Consider the following 16,934-nt stretch of genomic DNA (forward strand, 5'->3'; position numbering starts at 1 on the left):
CGAAGCCGGGTGTAAAGGCACAGACATACACGCTCAATACCACCACTTAGGGCGGTAGCCCCCGGCTGTCACCCCGGAAACTTCAGTTTCAGCCGCGCGCTGCCCGGACGGCCCTGGCACGCCAGGGTCCAGCCTTCGGCGAGTTCCGCAGGACTGAGAATATCGTTGCGCGAGAGCACAACATCGCCCTCTTCGACCTTGCACATGCAGGCGCCACAGAAGCCTTCCTCGCAGGAGTAAGGCGCATCGAGACCTGCATTGCGCATGCTCTGCAGCAGGGTCTCGCCAGATTGCACGGGCACTTCGCTGAGCTGGCCGTCGAGCTCCACCAGCAGCTGCTCCGCTTCGACGCCAACTGCAGCCGGCACTGCTACCTGCGCATCTGGATCGGGCGGCGAGACGAAACGCTCCACATGGATGCGCTCGCGCGCCTCGCCCAGCCCCAGAAGCGCGTTCTCCACGGTATCCATGAAGGGGCCGGGGCCACAGATGTAGAACTCCGCACCGGAATGACCACGCACCAGCTGGCGTACCTCGCCCTGGCTCAGGAATCCCTGCACCGAGTCCAGCACGTGAACCACTTCCAGCTGCTCCACATGGGCCTTGGCCAGCGCCTTGAGCTCATCGCGGAATATCACCGATGCCTCGTCGCGATTGGCGTACACCAGCTTGATGCGGCGACCGCTGGTCTTCAGCGCCGACTTGAGGATGGAGAACACCGGCGTGATCCCCGATCCTCCGCCAAACAGCACCAGGTCATGCGTACCGGGACGCAGATGGAAATGCCCCGCGGGCGGCAGCACCTCCAGCAGGTCGCCGGGGCGCACCTGGTCGTTGAACCAGTTGGACACCCGGCCACCGTCGACTCGCTTGATCGTGACCTTGGGCAAGGTGTCGCAATCCGGCGAGCTGGACATGGAATAGCAGCGCGTCAGCCGTTTGCCACCGAGCACCACGCGAAAGCCCAGATACTGTCCCGCCTTGTAGTGGAAGCGCGTTTCCAGGCCGGCGGGAATCCGCAGCACCAGCGAACGGCTGTCGTGGGTCTCGCTGATCACCTCGGCCACTTCCAGCTGGAAGGCGCCGGACTGCTGCGGCTCGATCACAAGTGGCTGCACGCTGCCCATCGCTATCTCCGGATCAAAGCAGGCCGCTGACGGTCTGCGCGTTGTCGATGCGCATCTCGCTGCCATTGATGAAGCGCGATTCATCGGACGCGAGGAAGAGCACCAGGTTGGCGATATCACGCGGTGCGCACATCCGGTTCTTCGGATTCTGGTCCAGCACGTCCTGGGGAATCGCCTGGCCACCGGTCAGGGCCTGTGTCATGGGGGTGTTGATGCCGTCCGGGTGCACGCTGTTGCAGCGGATGCGGTAGCCCTGCTCCTTGCAGTGCAGCGCTACGGAGCGGGTCAGCGCTGCCACTGCACCCTTGGAAGCGGAGTAGGCGCAGAAGGCCGGCATGCCGCCCAGGGCCGCGACCGAGGACATGTTGACGATGGAACCGCCGCCACTGTCCTTCATTGCCGAAATGGCGTACTTGCAGCCGAGGAAGTAGCCGTCGCTGTTGATGCGCTGGACCTTCTGCCAGAGCTCCAGGCTGGTGTCCTCGACACTGGCCATGGCGAGGATCGCGGCGTTGTTCACCAGTACGTCGAGGCGGCCGAACTGCTCCAGGGTCAGCTTGATGACGTTCTGCCAGTCGGCTTCGCTGGCGATGTCCTGGCGAACGAACAGCGCATTGGCGCCGATCTCGGCGGCCACCTGGCGGCCGGCTTCTTCATTGAGGTCGGTGAGCACCACCTTCGCTCCTTCGCTGGCCAGCAGCAGCGCGTCTTCGCGCCCTACCCCGCTGGCGGCGCCAGTGACGATGCAGACCTTGCCTTCGACTCGTTTCATTGTTGTTCTCCTTGGGAAGCCAGAGCGGCACGAACCAGGCCCGCCACATGCGCACCGACCCGTCGTCCGGAGTGGACGCAGTCGGCCAGGGACAGGCCGGACACATAGAAATTGGATGCGACACCCACCGCATTGCGGCCGGCGCTGAACAGGCCGGGGACGGGATAGCCGTCATTCCCCAGCACCTGGCCACTGCGTTCGCACACGGTGAGGCCGCCGAGGGTGATCACCGGACAGGGGAAGAGCTTGCTGTCGAAAGAGAGGTCCAGGGCGTACCAGGGTCCTTCGTCCAGCGGGGCCAGGAACGCCCTCGACTTACCCAGTTCGTCTTCGCGATCCCCCCTCGCTGCGGCGTTGTACGCGGCGACGGTGCGTTCGAGGTTCGCCGGCGGCAGCCCGCTGCGCTCCGCCAGTTCGGCGAGGCTACGGCCACGACGGGCGTTGCACAGCATGTTGAGCACCGCCGGCAAGCGCTGGAAGGCCCAGACCTTGCCCGGTCCGACCTGGGCGTAGGCTTCTTTGATCAGCGCCCGGTTGAGAATGAGGATGGCGCGACCGCCCTGCTCCTCCACCATGGCATGCCCGAGCCTGGCACCGTAGACCTCTTCGTTGCAGTAGCGGCGGCCTTCGGCATTGACGATCAGGCCACGGGCCCAGGCCAGCGGCGGGTTGATGAAGCGCCAGGCGCTGGCCCGCTCCATGCGCGCGGTGCGCCCGCCGGCACTCTGGCCGAGACGGATGCCGCTGCCATCGCAACCACTGGTCCCCAGCGGCAGGCCGTCGAGGTAGCGCGGCGCGTGTACCGTGAGCATCGCGCGGTTGAATACAAAACCACCGGCACTGAGTAGCACACCTTGCCGGGCGCGGATCAGTCGGCGCTCGGCATGAGCCAGCTCCAGCGCACGCAATTTGCGTCGCAGGCGATCGGCAAGCGCTGGAGCATAAGGATGAATGGCATCGGTCCAGCGACTGAGGCGTGCATGCTTTTTCGCGGCGCCACTGTCCAGCGGCAGGCCCCAGGCTTCGACGCCGAGCACGGCACCGGAGTCGTCCACCACCAACCGCCGGACCTCGCATTGGCGTTGCACGCGCACACCCAGGCGCTGCGCGCTGGCCGCCAGCGGACGGAACAGATTGATACCGGACATCCCCGAGCCCAGGGCGCGGTGACCTCGAGGTGCCGGACGCGCCTTGGCGGCGTAGCTCGGCACCGCCTCGTTGCCGGAGTAGTAGAGGAAATACTGGTCGCTGGGGTAGGAGGTTTTCAGCGGTGGCACGCTACCCTGGAAGGCAGCGCCATGGCGCTCCAGCCAGGCCAGGTTGACGCGGCTGTCGTTACAAAACCCCCGCAGCGTATCGGCGGACACAGCGTCGCCCACTTCCTGGCGCAGGTAGTCGTACATGGCTTCGGGAGAGTCCTCCACGCCCGCCTCGGCCTGCTGCGGTGTACCGCCTCCGGCGTAGACCACGCCACCACTACGCGCTGTGGCGCCACCGCCGGCGAAGCGCTCCAGGGCCAGGACTGCAACGCCCTGGCTGGCCGCCTCGATGGCGGCACAGACGCCGGCGCCACCGAAGCCGACCACCAGCAGGTCGGCGCTGTCATTCCAGGCCAGCTGCGTGGCGTCACGCACCCGCAGCGGCGCTTCAGGACTCTGCTCCATGGCGGTCATGGGCAGTCCTCAGTTCGCTACAGCCAGGGACGATGCCGTGGTGGTGTAGGCGCCGTTGAGATAGACCAGCGGACTGATTTCAGCGCTGTTGTGAATCTCCACGATGCGACCGATGAAGATGGTGTGGGTGCCGTAGCTGAACTTGCCGTCCTGCCGGCAGAGGATGGCGGACTGGGCATCGCCCAGGTAGGGAATGCCGCCTACACTGCTGCGCCAGTCGCCCTGCTGGAAGCGCGCCTCGCCCTTCACCGGGCCGCTGCACAGGTGGGACAGCTCCTCCTGCTCCAGGCCGAGGATGTTCACGCAGAAGTCCGCACCGGCATCCAGCACGTTGTGCAGGGAGGCGGTCTTGTTCACGCAGATGAGCAGCGACGGCGGCTCGGTTGAAAGCGAATCCACCGCCGTGGCGGACATGGCGAACCGCTCCTGCCCGTTGCTGGTGGTGATGATGGTCACGGACTTGGCCAGACGACGCATCGCCTGGAGCATCTCGCCTTTCAGATCGGCCTGGCTCATCGCACTGCCCTCTTGTTGTTCTCAAGTGGAGCCGATTCTTCGCCAGGGCCGGGCGGGCAACATCGTCCGAGGGGACTAGGCAAAGCGAGGGCCCGCCAGGCGAACTCCCTGTAGGGGCAAATTGATTCGCCCCTACAGAAGAGCAGTCCGTGCAATCAGGCAGCTCCGAGCTCGTGCATATGGTCCGTTTGAGGGATGCCCGCCCACTTGCCCGTTGTTTGAATGCCCGGCGATAGGTGGAAAAGCCTTCAACAGGAGAACAACAACATGCTCGACCACGACCTGATCCGCCAACGCCTGAAACAACGTGCCCGAGAGCTGGTGCCGGTGCTGCGCGAACGCGCGCCACTGGCCGCGAAGAGCGGCCAGCTCCCCGAGGAGACCATCCGTGACTTCCAGGAAGCGGGCTTCTTCCGCATCCTCCAGCCCGCACGCTGGGAGGGCTACGAACTGGAGCCGCGTGATTTCTTCGAGGTGCAGATGACCCTCGCCGAAGGCTGCATGTCGTCCGCCTGGGTTCTGGGGGTGGTGGCCATCCACAACTGGCAGCTGGCGCTGTTCGACGACCGTGCCGCGCAGGATGTCTGGGGCCAGGATTCGAGCGTACTGATCTCCTCCTCGTACATGCCGGTGGGCAAGGTCACCCGCATCGACGGCGGCTTCCGCCTTAGCGGCCGCTGGGGCTTCTCTTCGGGCAGCAAGCACTGCCAGTGGGCTTTCCTCGGCGCCATGGTGCCGCCGGAAAAGGAAGGCGACGGACCGGACTACCGCACCTTCCTGGTCCCGCGCCAGGACTACAACATCGTCGACAACTGGGACGTGATGGGCCTGGAAGCCACCGGCTCGCATGACGTACTGGTGGAGGACGTGTTCGTACCCGAGCACCGCACCCACCGTTCCATCGATGGCTTCCTGCAAAACAGCCCAGGCAACGCGGTGAACACCGACCCGCTGTTCCGCCTGCCCTTCGGGCAGATCTTCGTGCGTGCGGTGTCCTCTTCCACCATCGGCGCGCTGCAAGGGGCCATCGACCTGTTCATCGAGGCCAACAAGGGCCGCGTCGGGGTGAACGACGGGCGCAAGATCATCCAGGACCCAGGCGCGCAGACCGCGCTGGCCAATGCCATGGTCACGGTGGATGAGTGCCGCACAGTGCTGTTGCGCAACTTCGACCTGATGATGCAGCGCGCCAGGGCGGGCGAGGCGCTGACCATGGCCGAGCGGGTGAAGATGCGCTACGACTCGGCGATAGTCCCGGACAAATGCGCCCAGGCGGTGGAAGCCCTGATGTACAACAGCGGCGCGTCCACCATCTTCCGCCAGCACGGCATCAACCGCGCCTTCCGCGATATCCATACCGGGCGCGCCCACGTGGCCAACTGCCCGGGCAAGTACGCCCTCAACCTGGGCGGCGTGGGGATGGGGCTCGATAGCACCGACTTCTTCCTCTGAAATCGCGATCCGCCAGCAAGCCGGCTCCTACGTAGGCGCCAGCTTGCTGGCGAACCCGCCTCGCCACGACGCCCGCCCCGCGCGGGCGTCGTGCTTTGCGGGGCACCAAGATGACTAGTCCCTTTGGGGGATTCAGGCCGTTTTTCGATCCCACACCATGCGCTCAAGACCCGGCATCTGCGGGTTGACCGAACGAAGAACAAGAAGGGCCAAGCGCATGAAATTCTCCCTGATCTACGAGGCACAGACGATCGATTCCACCCGCGAAGGCGACCGTCGCATCTTCGACGAAACCGTCGAGCAGGCAGTGCTCGCCGACAAACTCGGTTTCGACACTTTCTGGTGCGTGGAACACACCGCGCTGACCAACTACTCCCACATGTCGGCGCCGGAAACCATGCTCGCCTTCGTCGCCGGCAAGACCGAGCGCATTGGTATCGGCCATGGCGTGGTCTGCCTGCCGCCGGCCATGAACCACCCGGTAAAGGTGGCCGAGCGCATCGCCACCCTCGACCTGCTGTCCAAGGGCCGTGTGCACTTCGGCGTGGGCAAGGGCGGTACCCAGCAGGAGGCCGGCACCTTTGGCTACGATCTGGCGACCCTGCAGCCGCAGATCGACGAGGCCATGTACCTGATCCCGAAGATGTTCGTGCAGGACGAGATCGAACATAACGGCGACTTCGTGAAGATCCCGAAACGCCCGATCCATCCCAAGCCCTACCAGGACCCGCACCCGCCGATGTACCTGGCCTGCACCAACACCGAGTCGCTGAAGAACGCCGGCGGCCGTGGCATGGGCGCCCTGGTGCTGGGCTTCGGCGGCCCCGAGGAGATCGCCAAGAAAGTGGCCGTGTACCACGAAGCCTGGGACAACCGCGACGAGAAGAACCAGGTGGGTTTCCGCCCCAACCGCCACATCGCCGCCCTGTGCCCGGCCATCGTCCTGGACGACAACGAGAAGGCTCGCCACATCGGCATCCGTGGCCAGCGTTACTTCATGGAATCCCTGGCCTACTGGTACGCCGGCGGCGAGCGCCCGGACCCGGAGAAATGGAAGGAAGACACCTTCGTCGACGGCAACGGCCAGGCGGTGATCAAGTCGCGCTTCGCCTCCGAGGAAGTCACCGTGGACTTCTCCGACCCGACCATGGCGATGATGAACCCCAACCATGCCTACGGCACCGTGAAGGACTGCATCGGCTACGTGCAGCGCCTGATCGACGCCGGCGCCGACGAAATCCTCTTCATCTGCCAGATGGGCACCGTGCCGCAGTGGGCGCAGATCGAGACGCTGAAGAACATCGGCGAACACGTGATTCCCTACTTCCGCAAACAGAAGGACTGACCTGAGCAGCGGAGTGAGGAATGAAAAACGGGCCTTCCGGCCCGTTTTTCTTTTGTCTGGCAATGAACCCTGTGGGAGCGAATTCATTCGCGAAAGCGGGCCGAAGGCTCGCCCAGTGGACTCAGGGGCCGCGTCGCGGCCATTCGCGAATGAATTCGCTCCTACAAGGTACAGCCGCCCCATCAACCCGATTTCTTCACGATCGCCTCGGCAATGCTCGCCGGCACCTCGGCATAGCGGGCGAACTCCATGGAGAAACTGGCCCGGCCCTGGGACATGGAACGCACATCGGTGGCGTAACCGAACATCTCGCCCAAGGGCACTTCGGCGCGGATGATCTTGCCGGAGACGCCGTCGTCCATGCCATGGATCAGGCCGCGGCGGCGGTTGAGGTCGCCCATGATGTCACCCATGTAATCCTCCGGCGTCACCACTTCCAGCTTCATCACAGGTTCCAGCAACACTGCGCCGCCTTTCTGAGAGAGCTGCTTGGTGGCCATGGAGGCAGCGATCTTGAACGCCATCTCGCTGGAGTCCACGTCGTGGTAGGAACCGTCGAACACAGCGGCCTTCAGGCCGATCAGCGGATAGCCGGCGAGCACGCCGTTCTTCATCTGCTCCTCGATGCCTTTCTGGATGGCCGGGACGAACTCGCGGGGAACGACGCCACCTACCACCTCGTTGATGAAGTCCAGCCCCTCCTGCCCTTCGTCCGCTGGCGCGAAGCGAATCCAGCAGTGGCCGTACTGGCCGCGACCGCCGGACTGGCGAACGAACTTGCCTTCGATCTCGCAGGTCTTGCGGATCGTCTCGCGGTACGCCACCTGGGGCTTGCCGGTATTGGCCTCGACGTTGAACTCGCGCTTCATGCGGTCGACGATGATGTCCAGGTGCAACTCGCCCATGCCGGAGATGATGGTCTGTCCGGTTTCTTCGTCTGTCTTGACCCGGAACGACGGGTCTTCCTGGGCCAGCCTGCCGAGGGCGATGCCCATCTTTTCCTGGTCAGCCTTGGTCTTGGGTTCCACGGCGATGGAAATCACCGGCTCGGGGAAGTCCATGCGCTCGAGGATGATCGGTTTGTTCAAGTCGCAGAGGGTGTCGCCGGTGGTGACGTCCTTCATGCCGATCAACGCGGCGATGTCACCGGCGCGGACTTCCTTGATCTCGGCGCGGTGGTTGGCGTGCATCTGTACCATGCGGCCAACGCGCTCCTTCTTGCCCTTCACCGAATTGAGCACGGCATCCCCCGAGCTCAGCACGCCGGAATAGACGCGAACGAAGGTCAGGGTGCCGACGAAGGGGTCGGTGGCGATCTTGAAGGCGAGGGACGAGAAGGGCTCGGTGTCATCGGCATGACGTTCGTCTTCCTTCTCCGGGTCGTCCGGATGGGTGCCGCGGATCGAGGGGATCTCGGTGGGCGCCGGCAACAACTCGACCACGGCATCCAGCACCAGGGGCACCCCCTTGTTCTTGAAGGACGAACCGCACACCGCCGGGACCACGTCGCATGACAGGGTGCGGATGCGCAGGCCGGTCTTGATTTCCTCTTCGGAAAGTTCGCCCCCGTCGAGGTACTTGGTCATCAGTTCCTCATTGGCCTCGGCCGCCGCTTCCAGCATCACGTTGCGCCAGTGTTCGGCCGTCTCCCGCAACTCGGCGGGAATCTCCTCCTCGCGGAAGCTGGCACCCTGGTCGGCGTCGTTCCAGTAGATGGCCTTCATACGGATCAGGTCGATCTGCCCGTTGAAGTTCTCTTCCTGGCCGATGGGCAGCTGGATCGGCACAGGGGTGTGGCCGAGGCGCTTCTTGATCTGCTCCACCACGCGCAGGAAGTCGGCGCCGGCGCGGTCCATCTTGTTCACGTAGGCAATGCGCGGCACGTGGTATTTGTCGGCCTGGCGCCAGACCGTTTCGGATTGCGGCTCCACGCCATCGGCGCCGCTGAACACCACCACCGCACCATCCAGCACGCGCAGTGAGCGCTCCACTTCGATGGTGAAGTCGACGTGGCCGGGGGTGTCGATGATGTTGATGCGGAACTTGTCGAGCTGTTTGCGCGAGCCGCTCCAGAACGCCGTGGTGGCCGCCGAGGTGATGGTGATGCCGCGCTCCTGCTCCTGGACCATCCAGTCCATGGTCGCGGCGCCATCGTGCACCTCGCCCATCTTGTGGTTGACCCCGGTGTAATAGAGAACCCGTTCGGTGGTGGTGGTCTTGCCGGCATCCACGTGGGCCACTATGCCGATGTTGCGGTAATGGCTGATAGGGGTTGTACGGGCCATGGCTATCACCTCCGTGCGGGTTATGGGTTATGGCAGGGCCGCACGCACTCCGGCGGTGCCACCGGCACCGGGTTCGAGTACAAGGGTTGTGGGCGAATGGCCTTGCAAGGGAATGGCACAGCCCCCAAGGCCGCACGTCCCCTCCACTAACGCTAGCACCGCCTCGACCATGCCACCGGCCACTCATCCGCTAGTCCGGGCGGACGATGCAGGGCCCCGTGCCCAGGCCGCATGGTCTGGACACATTCATAAAAACGCGAAGGACCTTGCCGTGGAAAAGATCATCTACACCTTGTGGCGTACCCCGCAGGACAGCGTCGAAAGCTTCTCCCAGAAATTGCGCGGCGTGGTCGCCGAGCAGCTGTTCACGCTGGGGGCCCGGGGCCTGCAGGTGAATCTGGCCGATGCCGACGTCACCCCTGCAGCCGGCCTGCGGCAGGAGAACAACCGGCCGTTGCCGGACGCCACGTTGTCGCTCTGGGCCGACAGTGCCAACAACGAGGTCCGCCGCCCGTTCGATGACGTCCTCAACGCGGTCTCCAGCCGACTCGCGGCCTACCTGGTGTGCGAGTCAGTGGCGATTCGCAACACCCGCTTCCCGGCCCACCCTGGCCAGCGCACCCACGGCTTTTCGCAAGTCGCTTTCCTCTGCTGTCCGCCGCGCCTTACGCGCGATGCCTGGCTGGATATCTGGCGTAATCACCACACGCGCGTGGCCATCGACACCCAGGACAACTTCCTCTACGTGCAGAACCTGGTGGTGCGCGCCCTGACCCACGGGGCCGCGCCAGTGGACGCAATAGTCGAGGAAGCCTTCCCGCCGGCCGCCATGACCGACCCCATGGCGTTCTTCGATGCAGCGGGCGATGAAGGAAAATTCCAGAAAAACCTGGCGGCGATGATGGACAGCTGCAACCGCTTCATCGACTTCGACAAGCTCGACGTGCTGCCCACCAGCCAGTACCTGCTCAAGGCAGCTTCCGCGCTTTGAGCCCAAGGGGAGCGGCCACCGGTGCTGCTCCCCATTCGTGGGCAGGACGTGCTACAGGCCGCTGAGCAGGCGCCGGAACTCTTGCTCGGAGTAACCGCGTAATGTCTGTGTCCTGACATTGCCCAACTGACCCGTCTTGAGCAGCAGGGTGGTCGCCGCTTCCTCGTCCCCCTCGACTATCAGCACCAGGTCATAGCTGCCTACCGTCCAGTAGACGGTCTTGACCGAAAGGCCAAGCTGCTCGGCCAGCCCTTTGAAGGCGACGAACCGATCCGGGGAATCCTTGACGCTGCGAATACCTTGATCGGTGAAGCTCGCCAGCGTGATGAACGTAGCCATGCTTTCGCTCCTGTTGGATTGCAGGGCGACGGTCAGGATTGCGGAGATCAGTGCACCGGAAGAAGGCCGCCACTCTTCCCGCCATGCATGCCCATTCGGCGCAATGCGCCACGGGCCCTGTCGACAGCGAGTTTCCGACGACCTCCACAAGGTAGGAATAGCACCCCCGGGCCGGGGTGCATGACCACTGATCCACTGCCCGCCGGGCAGGCTCGGGAGGCCGACCTATACTTTCACACCCGGCAAGCCCGTGGGCCTGCCGCGATAGCCGCCAAGCGTTGGCGGCCCCTTCCAGCCAGACAGAAAGGAGGACCTACATGGCAATCCGCATTGGTGACGAAGCGCCCGACTTCACCGTGGACAGCACAGAAGGCACTATCAATTTCCACCAGTGGATCGGTGACCAGTGGGCCATCCTGTTCTCCCACCCGAAGGACTTCACGCCGGTCTGCACCACCGAGCTGGGCTACATGGCCAAGCTCAAGCCCGAATTCGACAAGCGCAATACCAAGGTGATCGGCCTGTCCGTGGACCCGGTCAGCGACCACCGCAAGTGGGTCGGTGATATCGAGGAAACCCAGGGCCACGCGGTCAACTACCCAATGATCGGCGACGAGAACCTGGTGGTGGCCAAGCTCTACGACATGATCCACCCAAATGCCAGCGCTGGCCCGCGCACAGCGGTGGACAACGCCACGGTGCGTTCGGTGTTCATCATCGGCCCGGACAAGAAGGTCAAGGCGATGCTGATCTACCCGATGAGCGCCGGCCGGAACTTCGACGAAGTGCTGCGCCTGCTGGATTCGCTGCAACTCAACGCCAAGCACACGGTGGCGACGCCGGTGAACTGGCGCCCCGGTGAAGACGTGATCATCCCCACCTCGGTCTCCGACGAAGACGCGAAGAAGAAGTACCCGGACGGCTACAAGACACTGAAGCCGTACCTGCGCGTAGTCGCCCAGCCGAAATGACCGGTCGCGCGCCCTCCCACGGAGGACGCGCCACGGGCTGCCATACTCTCCTGCATGGTCAGGGCAACGTTTCGATTCTACGAAGAGCTCAATGACTTCCTGCCCGCCGAGCGGCGCCGGCAGGCCTTCACCTGTGCCTGCGCGCGGGCGGCCACGGTCAAGCACATGATCGAGGCGCTGGGCGTGCCGCACACCGAGGTGGAACTGGTCCTGCTCAATGGCGAGTCGGTCGGATTCGAACGAGTGATACTCGATGGCGACCGGGTGGCGGTCTATCCCAAGTTCGAGGCGCTGGACATCAGCCCCCTGCTCAAGGTCCGCTCGCGCCCATTGCGGGTGCTGCGCTTCGTCGCCGATGCCCATCTGGGCGGGCTCGCCAGCCTGCTTCGCATGTGCGGCTTCGATACCCTCTACGACAACGGCTTCGAGGACGGCCAGATCGCCGAGATATCCGCCCATGAAGGGCGCATCGTGCTCACCCGCGACCGCGAGCTGCTCAAGCGCCGCATCATCACCCACGGCTGCTACGTACATGCGCTGAAACCCTCGTTGCAATTGCGCGAGCTGTTCGAGCGGCTGGACCTGGCCCGCAGCGCCAATCCCTTCAGCCTCTGCCTGCACTGCAACCATCCGCTCCAGGAAATCGCCCCGGAAATGGCCCGCCCTCGCCTGCCGCCAAGGGTTGGCGCCCTCTATTCGCGCTTTCTAAGTTGCAATGCCTGCGACCGTCTGTACTGGGAAGGTTCCCATTGGCGCAGCATGTGCACCCTGCTCGCGCCCTTGCTGACGGTGGATAAGTCCAGCGAAGACTGATCGACGCATACCCACAAAAACGGTGGATGAAACTGTGGATAAGCTGTCGGGAGATGGCCAGGCGCCAGATCTGGCGGGGGCCCCTTGGGTTGGGTCAATTTCTGAGCTATTACAAGCGGTTAGACCATGATCATGTCCCAGCAGGCTGATGCTGCCCTCCCCCCGACCCTCTCACAGACGCAGAGGGGGCTATTTGTGCCACGGGCTTGTCGCCGTGTGTCCCCCCCTTACCCCGGCATTCGCGCCCGTCTCGACTGTTGCCCAATGGGGGTTGCCGCCGGCTGGCGAATCAGCGCCGCGCGCCACTCATTGGCGGTCGCCACGTCCACCTCTTGCAGTAGCGCCACTTTGCCCGCCACCAGCGTCGCGACGGGCACGCCATCGCGCAGCAACAGGCGATTGCCCGACACCGCCGGCACCTTGGTGCCGTTGAGCAAGGTCCCCAGCAGGTTCAGCGGATCGCAGGCGGCAAGGCTGATCAGCTGTCCGTCCAGTGGACGCTTGCGTACTTCGCGGAGCAGCCCCACCGCCTCCGGCAGGGCGAACTGTTCGCCGGAGACTCCCGCCACGAATCGCCCGCCGCGAATCTCGCCGCGTGCCTCCAGTCGGTGATAGACCCGCAGCAGATCTCGCCAGGGCGGCATCCAGGCAGCCTCGCGCTCCAGCAGGCGCCAGCCCACCACGCCATAGCGGCGCAGCAGCGTGCGGGCCACATGCTCCAAGGCGTCGACAGGAACCTTGCCATTACCTTCCTCGGCCTTGCCGCGCAGCAACGCCCAGCGTCCGGCGTCCTGCATATTGGCCAAGGCCAGGCGTGCCCGGCGGTCATGCCGGCTGCGCCGTGCCGCCGGCAGCAACAGTGAGCGCAGACCGGCGAAGCTGTCGGCATTGGCCAGGCCCAGGGCCACCAGTTCACCAAGGCAGTCCTCCAGCTCACTGCGCAGCAGATGGGCCTCATCCATCAGTTCATCGAAGAACAGCGCACCCTGGCCAGCCAGCACCTGGCGCACCCGCTCTGCACGCGGGGACGGTTCGGGCGTCGGCGTGTCCTGCAGGCACGCGCGCCAGAGCGCCAGGTTCTTGCGCGGCAGCAACAGGATGGGCGTGCCACGCACTGGCCCTGCAGCTTTGCCGCGCCCACCCAGGCGGCACCAGACCACCCGGCCGGCGCGACAGAGGTCGTCGAGCCAGTTGATCCCGTAGTCAGCCACGCGGCTGGGAAGAATCTCGCTTTCCCAGGCCGCGGCCGCTGCCTCGAATCCTTCCAGTTGTCCAAGCACAGTCGCCAGGGCTTCGGCACCACGCACTTGGGAGGCCGGGGCAACACGCTGCCAGTCGAACAGGAAACGCATGAAATCGGCCCGCTCCACCGGCTCGATCTCGCGGCGCAGGCGCTTGACCGTGTAGCGATGAATGCGCGCCAGCAGATGGCGCTCGCACCACTCCTCTTCCACCGTGCCTGGCGTGAAACGACCGCGCAGCAACTGCCCTTCGCGCTCCAGGCTTGCCAGGGCAATGCTGAGCGCTGCCGGCGCCTGGAGCAGGTCCCTGGTCAGCCGACCTAGCGACAACGGGCCGAAACCACCCATGCGCGCGCGCACGACTTCCACCAGCGCCGCCTCGGTTTCCCACACCGATGTGAATCCCTCTGGCGCGACAATGGCTGGCTTGAGTACGGCCTCGGGATAGAGGGCGCGGAACTGTTCCACACGCTCGGCCGCCAACCACAGGGAAGCCTTGCCATCCAGTTGCAGGCAGGCAGCCCGGCGGGCCTTGGCCAGTTGTGCCAGCCAGCCAGCCCAACCGTCGTTGGCTTGCACCTCAGCCTGGGTGATACAGGCCAGGGCGAGCAGCGCTTCATGCATCTCATCGGCATCGCGCACCTGCGGCCAGGCTTCTTCGGCCACGGCCGCAATGGCCTCCATGTCCAGTGCGCCCAGATCGTCGGCGGACTCCGGATCGCTCCAGCGTCGTTGCTGCACGGCCTGGGTTCGACGCTCTTCCAGCGGCGCGTCATCGAGGAAGGCGTAGGGCCGCGCCCCAAGGATTTCTGCCGCCAGGGATGAAGGTGCCGGCAGGTCGCGGGAAACCAGTTGGACCTCGCCTCGCTCCATGCGTCGCAGCAGGGCCAGCCAGCCATCGGCATCCATTGCCTCGTGCAGGCAGTCATCGAGGGTCTGGGCCACCAGCGGATGGTCGGGAATCTCGCGCTCGCCCACGAGGTTTTCCTGGCAGGCCACCTGATCGGGAAAAACGCTGGCCAGCAGGTCTTCACTGCGCATGCGCTGGATCTGTGGTGCCACCTTGCGGCCGCCTGAGTAGCGCGGCAGGGCCAGGGCCGCAGAAGCGTTCCAGCGCCAGCGCACGCCGAACAACGGCGCATCGAGAATGGCCTGGACCAGGATGTGTTCGGCGCTGTTGGAATGCAGATAGCGCCAGACTTCTTCCAGCGCAAAGCTGTGGCTGGTGGCGAGCGAAAGGATCAGCGCATCCTCCGTGGCCGCCGCCTGTAGTTCGAAGTTGAAACTGCGGCAGAAGCGCTTGCGCAACGCCAACCCCCAGGCACGGTTGAGCCGGCTGCCAAAGGGTGAATGGATGATCAGTTGCATGCCACCGGATTCGTCGAAGAAGCGCTCCATCACCAGCCGCTGCTGAGTCGGCAAGGCCCCCAGCGCAGCCCGTGCCCGCGCCAGGTACTCGACAATCTGCCGCGCCGCCGCCTCGCTGAGATCGATGCTCTCGCACAAGGCCACCACCGCGTGCTCGACCGCGCTTTTCTCCCCTCTCCCTTGGGAAGAGGGGTCGGGGGTGAGGGTGTCCTGATCCGGCTCGGACGCCACCAACAAGTCCTCCACCATCCCCCGCAGCCGCGCCACCCCCGCCGACAGCTCATCCGTGCGTCCCGGCGCCTCTCCCAGCCAGAAGGGGATGTTCGGCGGCTGGCCCTGGGCGTCCTCCACCCTTACCCGGCCGGGCTCTACCCGGAGGATGCGGTAGGCCTGGTTGCCCAGCTGGAAGACATCACCCGCCAGGCTTTCCACGGCGAAATCTTCATGCACGCTGCCGACCGGCACGCCCTGGGGCTCCAGCACCACGGCGTAGTCGGCGGTTTCGGGAATGGCGCCCCCGGAGGTGATGGCGGTCAGGCGTGCTGAACGGCGACCCCGCAGACGGCGATTCACCGCATCGCGGTGCAGATAGGCGCCCCGCACGCCCTGTCGGCCGTTGTAGCCCTCGGAAAGCATCTTCACCAAAGCGTCGAACTGCCTCCGCGCCAGGCCTGCGTAGGGCATGGCGCGGGTCATCAGCCGATACAGTTCGTCCTCGCCCCATTCCTGACTCGCCACTTCAGCCACCATCTGCTGCGCCAGCACATCCAGCGGAGCATGGGGAATCACCAGGGCATCCAGTTCATCACGGCGAACGCAATCCAGCAGCGCCGCACACTCGATCAGGTCGTCCCGTGACTGCGGGAACAACCGCCCCTTGGGCGTGCCGCCGACGCTGTGGCCGGAGCGGCCGACGCGCTGCAGGAAGGCGGCGATGCTGCGTGGCGAGCCGAGCTGGCAGACCAGTTCCACATCGCCGATATCGATGCCCAGTTCCAGCGACGCCGTTGCCACCAGCACCTTGAGATCGCCGCGCTTGAGGCGCTGTTCGGCGTCCAGCCTGAGCTCCCGCGCCAGGCTCCCGTGGTGGGCGGCGACCGCGGCATTACCGAGGCGCTCGGAGAGGTGGCGGCTGGCGCGCTCGGCCAGCCGTCGGGTGTTGACGAACACCAGGGTGGTGCGGTGCTCGGCCACCAGTTCGGCCAGCCGGTCGTAGACCTTCTCCCAGGCTTCATTGCTCAGCACCGCTTCCAGCGGTACGGGAGGTACTTCGATGGCGAGGTCGCGCTCGCGGCTGTAGCCCACATCCACCAGGGTGCAGGCGTCGCGTCCAAGGCCCATGAGAAAGGCCGCCACCCGCTCGATGGGTTTCTGCGTGGCCGACAGGCCGATGCGCTGCAAGCTGCGCCCGCACAGCGACTCCAGGCGCTCGGCGCTGAGCATCAGATGGCTGCCGCGCTTGCTTCCGGCGATGGCGTGGATTTCGTCGATGATCAGGCTGCGACACCCGGTCAGCATGGCGCGGCCAGATTCCGAGCCCAGGAGGATGTAGAGCGACTCCGGTGTGGTGACCAGGATATGCGGCGGGCGCTTGCGCATGGCGTCGCGCTCGGCCTGGGGCGTATCGCCGGTGCGCACGGCGGTGCGGATATCCACATCTGCCAGGCCCTGACATGCCAGTTCGGCACGGATACCGGCCAGGGGTTCCTCCAGGTTGATGCGGATGTCGTTGGACAACGCCTTCAACGGCGAGACGTAGACCACCGTGCAGCGATCCGGCAGGCCGCCCTGTTCCAGTCCTTCGTGAACCAGTTCGTCAATGGCCGAGAGGAACGCGGTGAGGGTCTTGCCCGAGCCGGTAGGCGCCGCCACCAGGGTGCTTGCCCCTGCCTGGATGGCTGGCCAGGCGAGGGCCTGGGCCGCCGTCGGAGCGGGGAAGCTGGCGCGGAACCAGGCGGCGACGGCGGGGTGGAATCCCTCCAGCGCGGCCGATGTGGATTGGCGAGTCGAGGTCATGGCACCCACTATGGTCGGCGCCCGT

Annotated in this window: 12 protein-coding genes; 5 read left to right on the top strand and 7 right to left on the bottom strand. The window is 65.2% G+C overall.

What is annotated here, in order from left to right; all coding sequences use genetic code 11:
- Positions 1 to 68 precede the first annotated feature (68 nt).
- Genes SA496_RS19175 through SA496_RS19190 form a run of 4 tightly spaced genes read right to left on the bottom strand, consistent with a single transcriptional unit; the run spans position 69 to position 4,088 of the window.
- A complete protein-coding gene (locus tag SA496_RS19175; protein WP_120655016.1) occupies positions 69 to 1,127 on the bottom strand; it encodes a ferredoxin--NADP reductase in 1,059 nt (352 codons plus the stop codon).
- 13 nt (positions 1,128 to 1,140) lie between these two features.
- Entirely contained in the window at positions 1,141 to 1,899 is a 759-nt protein-coding gene (locus tag SA496_RS19180; RefSeq protein ID WP_153920951.1) for a glucose 1-dehydrogenase, read from the bottom strand.
- Positions 1,896 to 3,572 carry an FAD-binding protein gene (locus SA496_RS19185; protein ID WP_120655014.1) on the bottom strand — a complete coding sequence of 559 codons (1,677 nt, stop codon included), beginning with the start codon at positions 3,570 to 3,572 and terminating at the stop codon, positions 1,896 to 1,898. The genes SA496_RS19180 and SA496_RS19185 overlap by 4 nt, the downstream gene beginning before the upstream one ends.
- A 9-nt stretch (positions 3,573 to 3,581) precedes the next feature.
- Positions 3,582 to 4,088 (bottom strand): flavin reductase family protein, encoded by a 507-nt coding sequence (locus SA496_RS19190; RefSeq protein ID WP_120655013.1) that lies wholly within the window; start codon positions 4,086 to 4,088, stop codon positions 3,582 to 3,584.
- A gap of 267 nt (positions 4,089 to 4,355) precedes the next feature.
- Between SA496_RS19190 and SA496_RS19195 the strand changes: the two genes are divergently transcribed.
- Both SA496_RS19195 and SA496_RS19200 read left to right on the top strand, forming a co-directional pair.
- Positions 4,356 to 5,540: a flavin-dependent monooxygenase gene (locus SA496_RS19195; RefSeq protein ID WP_120655012.1), complete on the top strand. Its 1,185-nt coding sequence runs from the start codon at positions 4,356 to 4,358 to the stop codon at positions 5,538 to 5,540.
- A gap of 217 nt (positions 5,541 to 5,757) precedes the next feature.
- A complete protein-coding gene (locus tag SA496_RS19200; RefSeq protein WP_120655011.1) occupies positions 5,758 to 6,885 on the top strand; it encodes an LLM class flavin-dependent oxidoreductase in 1,128 nt (375 codons plus the stop codon).
- A gap of 182 nt (positions 6,886 to 7,067) precedes the next feature.
- Here SA496_RS19200 and fusA read toward each other — a convergent pair whose 3' ends face one another.
- A complete protein-coding gene (gene fusA / locus SA496_RS19205; RefSeq protein WP_330114316.1) occupies positions 7,068 to 9,170 on the bottom strand; it encodes an elongation factor G in 2,103 nt (700 codons plus the stop codon).
- A gap of 271 nt (positions 9,171 to 9,441) precedes the next feature.
- Here fusA and SA496_RS19210 point away from each other — a divergent pair, with 271 nt between their 5' ends.
- Positions 9,442 to 10,161: an EthD domain-containing protein gene (locus SA496_RS19210; RefSeq protein WP_330114317.1), complete on the top strand. Its 720-nt coding sequence runs from the start codon at positions 9,442 to 9,444 to the stop codon at positions 10,159 to 10,161.
- A gap of 51 nt (positions 10,162 to 10,212) precedes the next feature.
- Here the strand turns inward: SA496_RS19210 and SA496_RS19215 are convergent, their stop codons facing one another.
- On the bottom strand, positions 10,213 to 10,500 hold the full coding sequence (locus SA496_RS19215; protein WP_120655008.1) for a GYD domain-containing protein: 288 nt from the start codon (positions 10,498 to 10,500) through the stop codon (positions 10,213 to 10,215).
- 317 nt (positions 10,501 to 10,817) lie between these two features.
- Between SA496_RS19215 and SA496_RS19220 the strand changes: the two genes are divergently transcribed.
- Both SA496_RS19220 and SA496_RS19225 read left to right on the top strand, forming a co-directional pair.
- Entirely contained in the window at positions 10,818 to 11,471 is a 654-nt protein-coding gene (locus SA496_RS19220) for a peroxiredoxin (protein WP_120655007.1), read from the top strand.
- Positions 11,472 to 11,525: 54 nt separating this feature from the next.
- Positions 11,526 to 12,284, top strand: a complete 759-nt coding sequence (locus SA496_RS19225; RefSeq protein WP_120655006.1) for a Mut7-C RNAse domain-containing protein — start codon at positions 11,526 to 11,528, stop codon at positions 12,282 to 12,284.
- 227 nt (positions 12,285 to 12,511) lie between these two features.
- On the opposite strand, the gene SA496_RS19230 is transcribed toward SA496_RS19225, so the two are convergent.
- Complete coding sequence (locus tag SA496_RS19230; protein ID WP_330114318.1) at positions 12,512 to 16,909, bottom strand: DEAD/DEAH box helicase; 4,398 nt, start codon at positions 16,907 to 16,909, stop codon at positions 12,512 to 12,514.
- Positions 16,910 to 16,934: the final 25 nt, after the last annotated feature.

This window comes from Pseudomonas sp. JS3066 (assembly GCF_036328175.1).
Classification (GTDB): domain Bacteria; phylum Pseudomonadota; class Gammaproteobacteria; order Pseudomonadales; family Pseudomonadaceae; genus Metapseudomonas.

Coding starts and splice junctions, on each gene's coding strand:
- SA496_RS19220 (WP_120655007.1), top strand. CDS start 10,818: ATGGCAATCCGCATTGGTGACGAAGCGCCCGACTTCACCGTGGACAGC.
- SA496_RS19185 (WP_120655014.1), bottom strand. CDS start 3,572: ATGACCGCCATGGAGCAGAGTCCTGAAGCGCCGCTGCGGGTGCGTGAC.
- SA496_RS19200 (WP_120655011.1), top strand. CDS start 5,758: ATGAAATTCTCCCTGATCTACGAGGCACAGACGATCGATTCCACCCGC.
- SA496_RS19195 (WP_120655012.1), top strand. CDS start 4,356: ATGCTCGACCACGACCTGATCCGCCAACGCCTGAAACAACGTGCCCGA.
- fusA (WP_330114316.1), bottom strand. CDS start 9,170: ATGGCCCGTACAACCCCTATCAGCCATTACCGCAACATCGGCATAGTG.
- SA496_RS19190 (WP_120655013.1), bottom strand. CDS start 4,088: ATGAGCCAGGCCGATCTGAAAGGCGAGATGCTCCAGGCGATGCGTCGT.
- SA496_RS19180 (WP_153920951.1), bottom strand. CDS start 1,899: ATGAAACGAGTCGAAGGCAAGGTCTGCATCGTCACTGGCGCCGCCAGC.
- SA496_RS19215 (WP_120655008.1), bottom strand. CDS start 10,500: ATGGCTACGTTCATCACGCTGGCGAGCTTCACCGATCAAGGTATTCGC.
- SA496_RS19175 (WP_120655016.1), bottom strand. CDS start 1,127: ATGGGCAGCGTGCAGCCACTTGTGATCGAGCCGCAGCAGTCCGGCGCC.
- SA496_RS19230 (WP_330114318.1), bottom strand. CDS start 16,909: ATGACCTCGACTCGCCAATCCACATCGGCCGCGCTGGAGGGATTCCAC.
- SA496_RS19225 (WP_120655006.1), top strand. CDS start 11,526: ATGGTCAGGGCAACGTTTCGATTCTACGAAGAGCTCAATGACTTCCTG.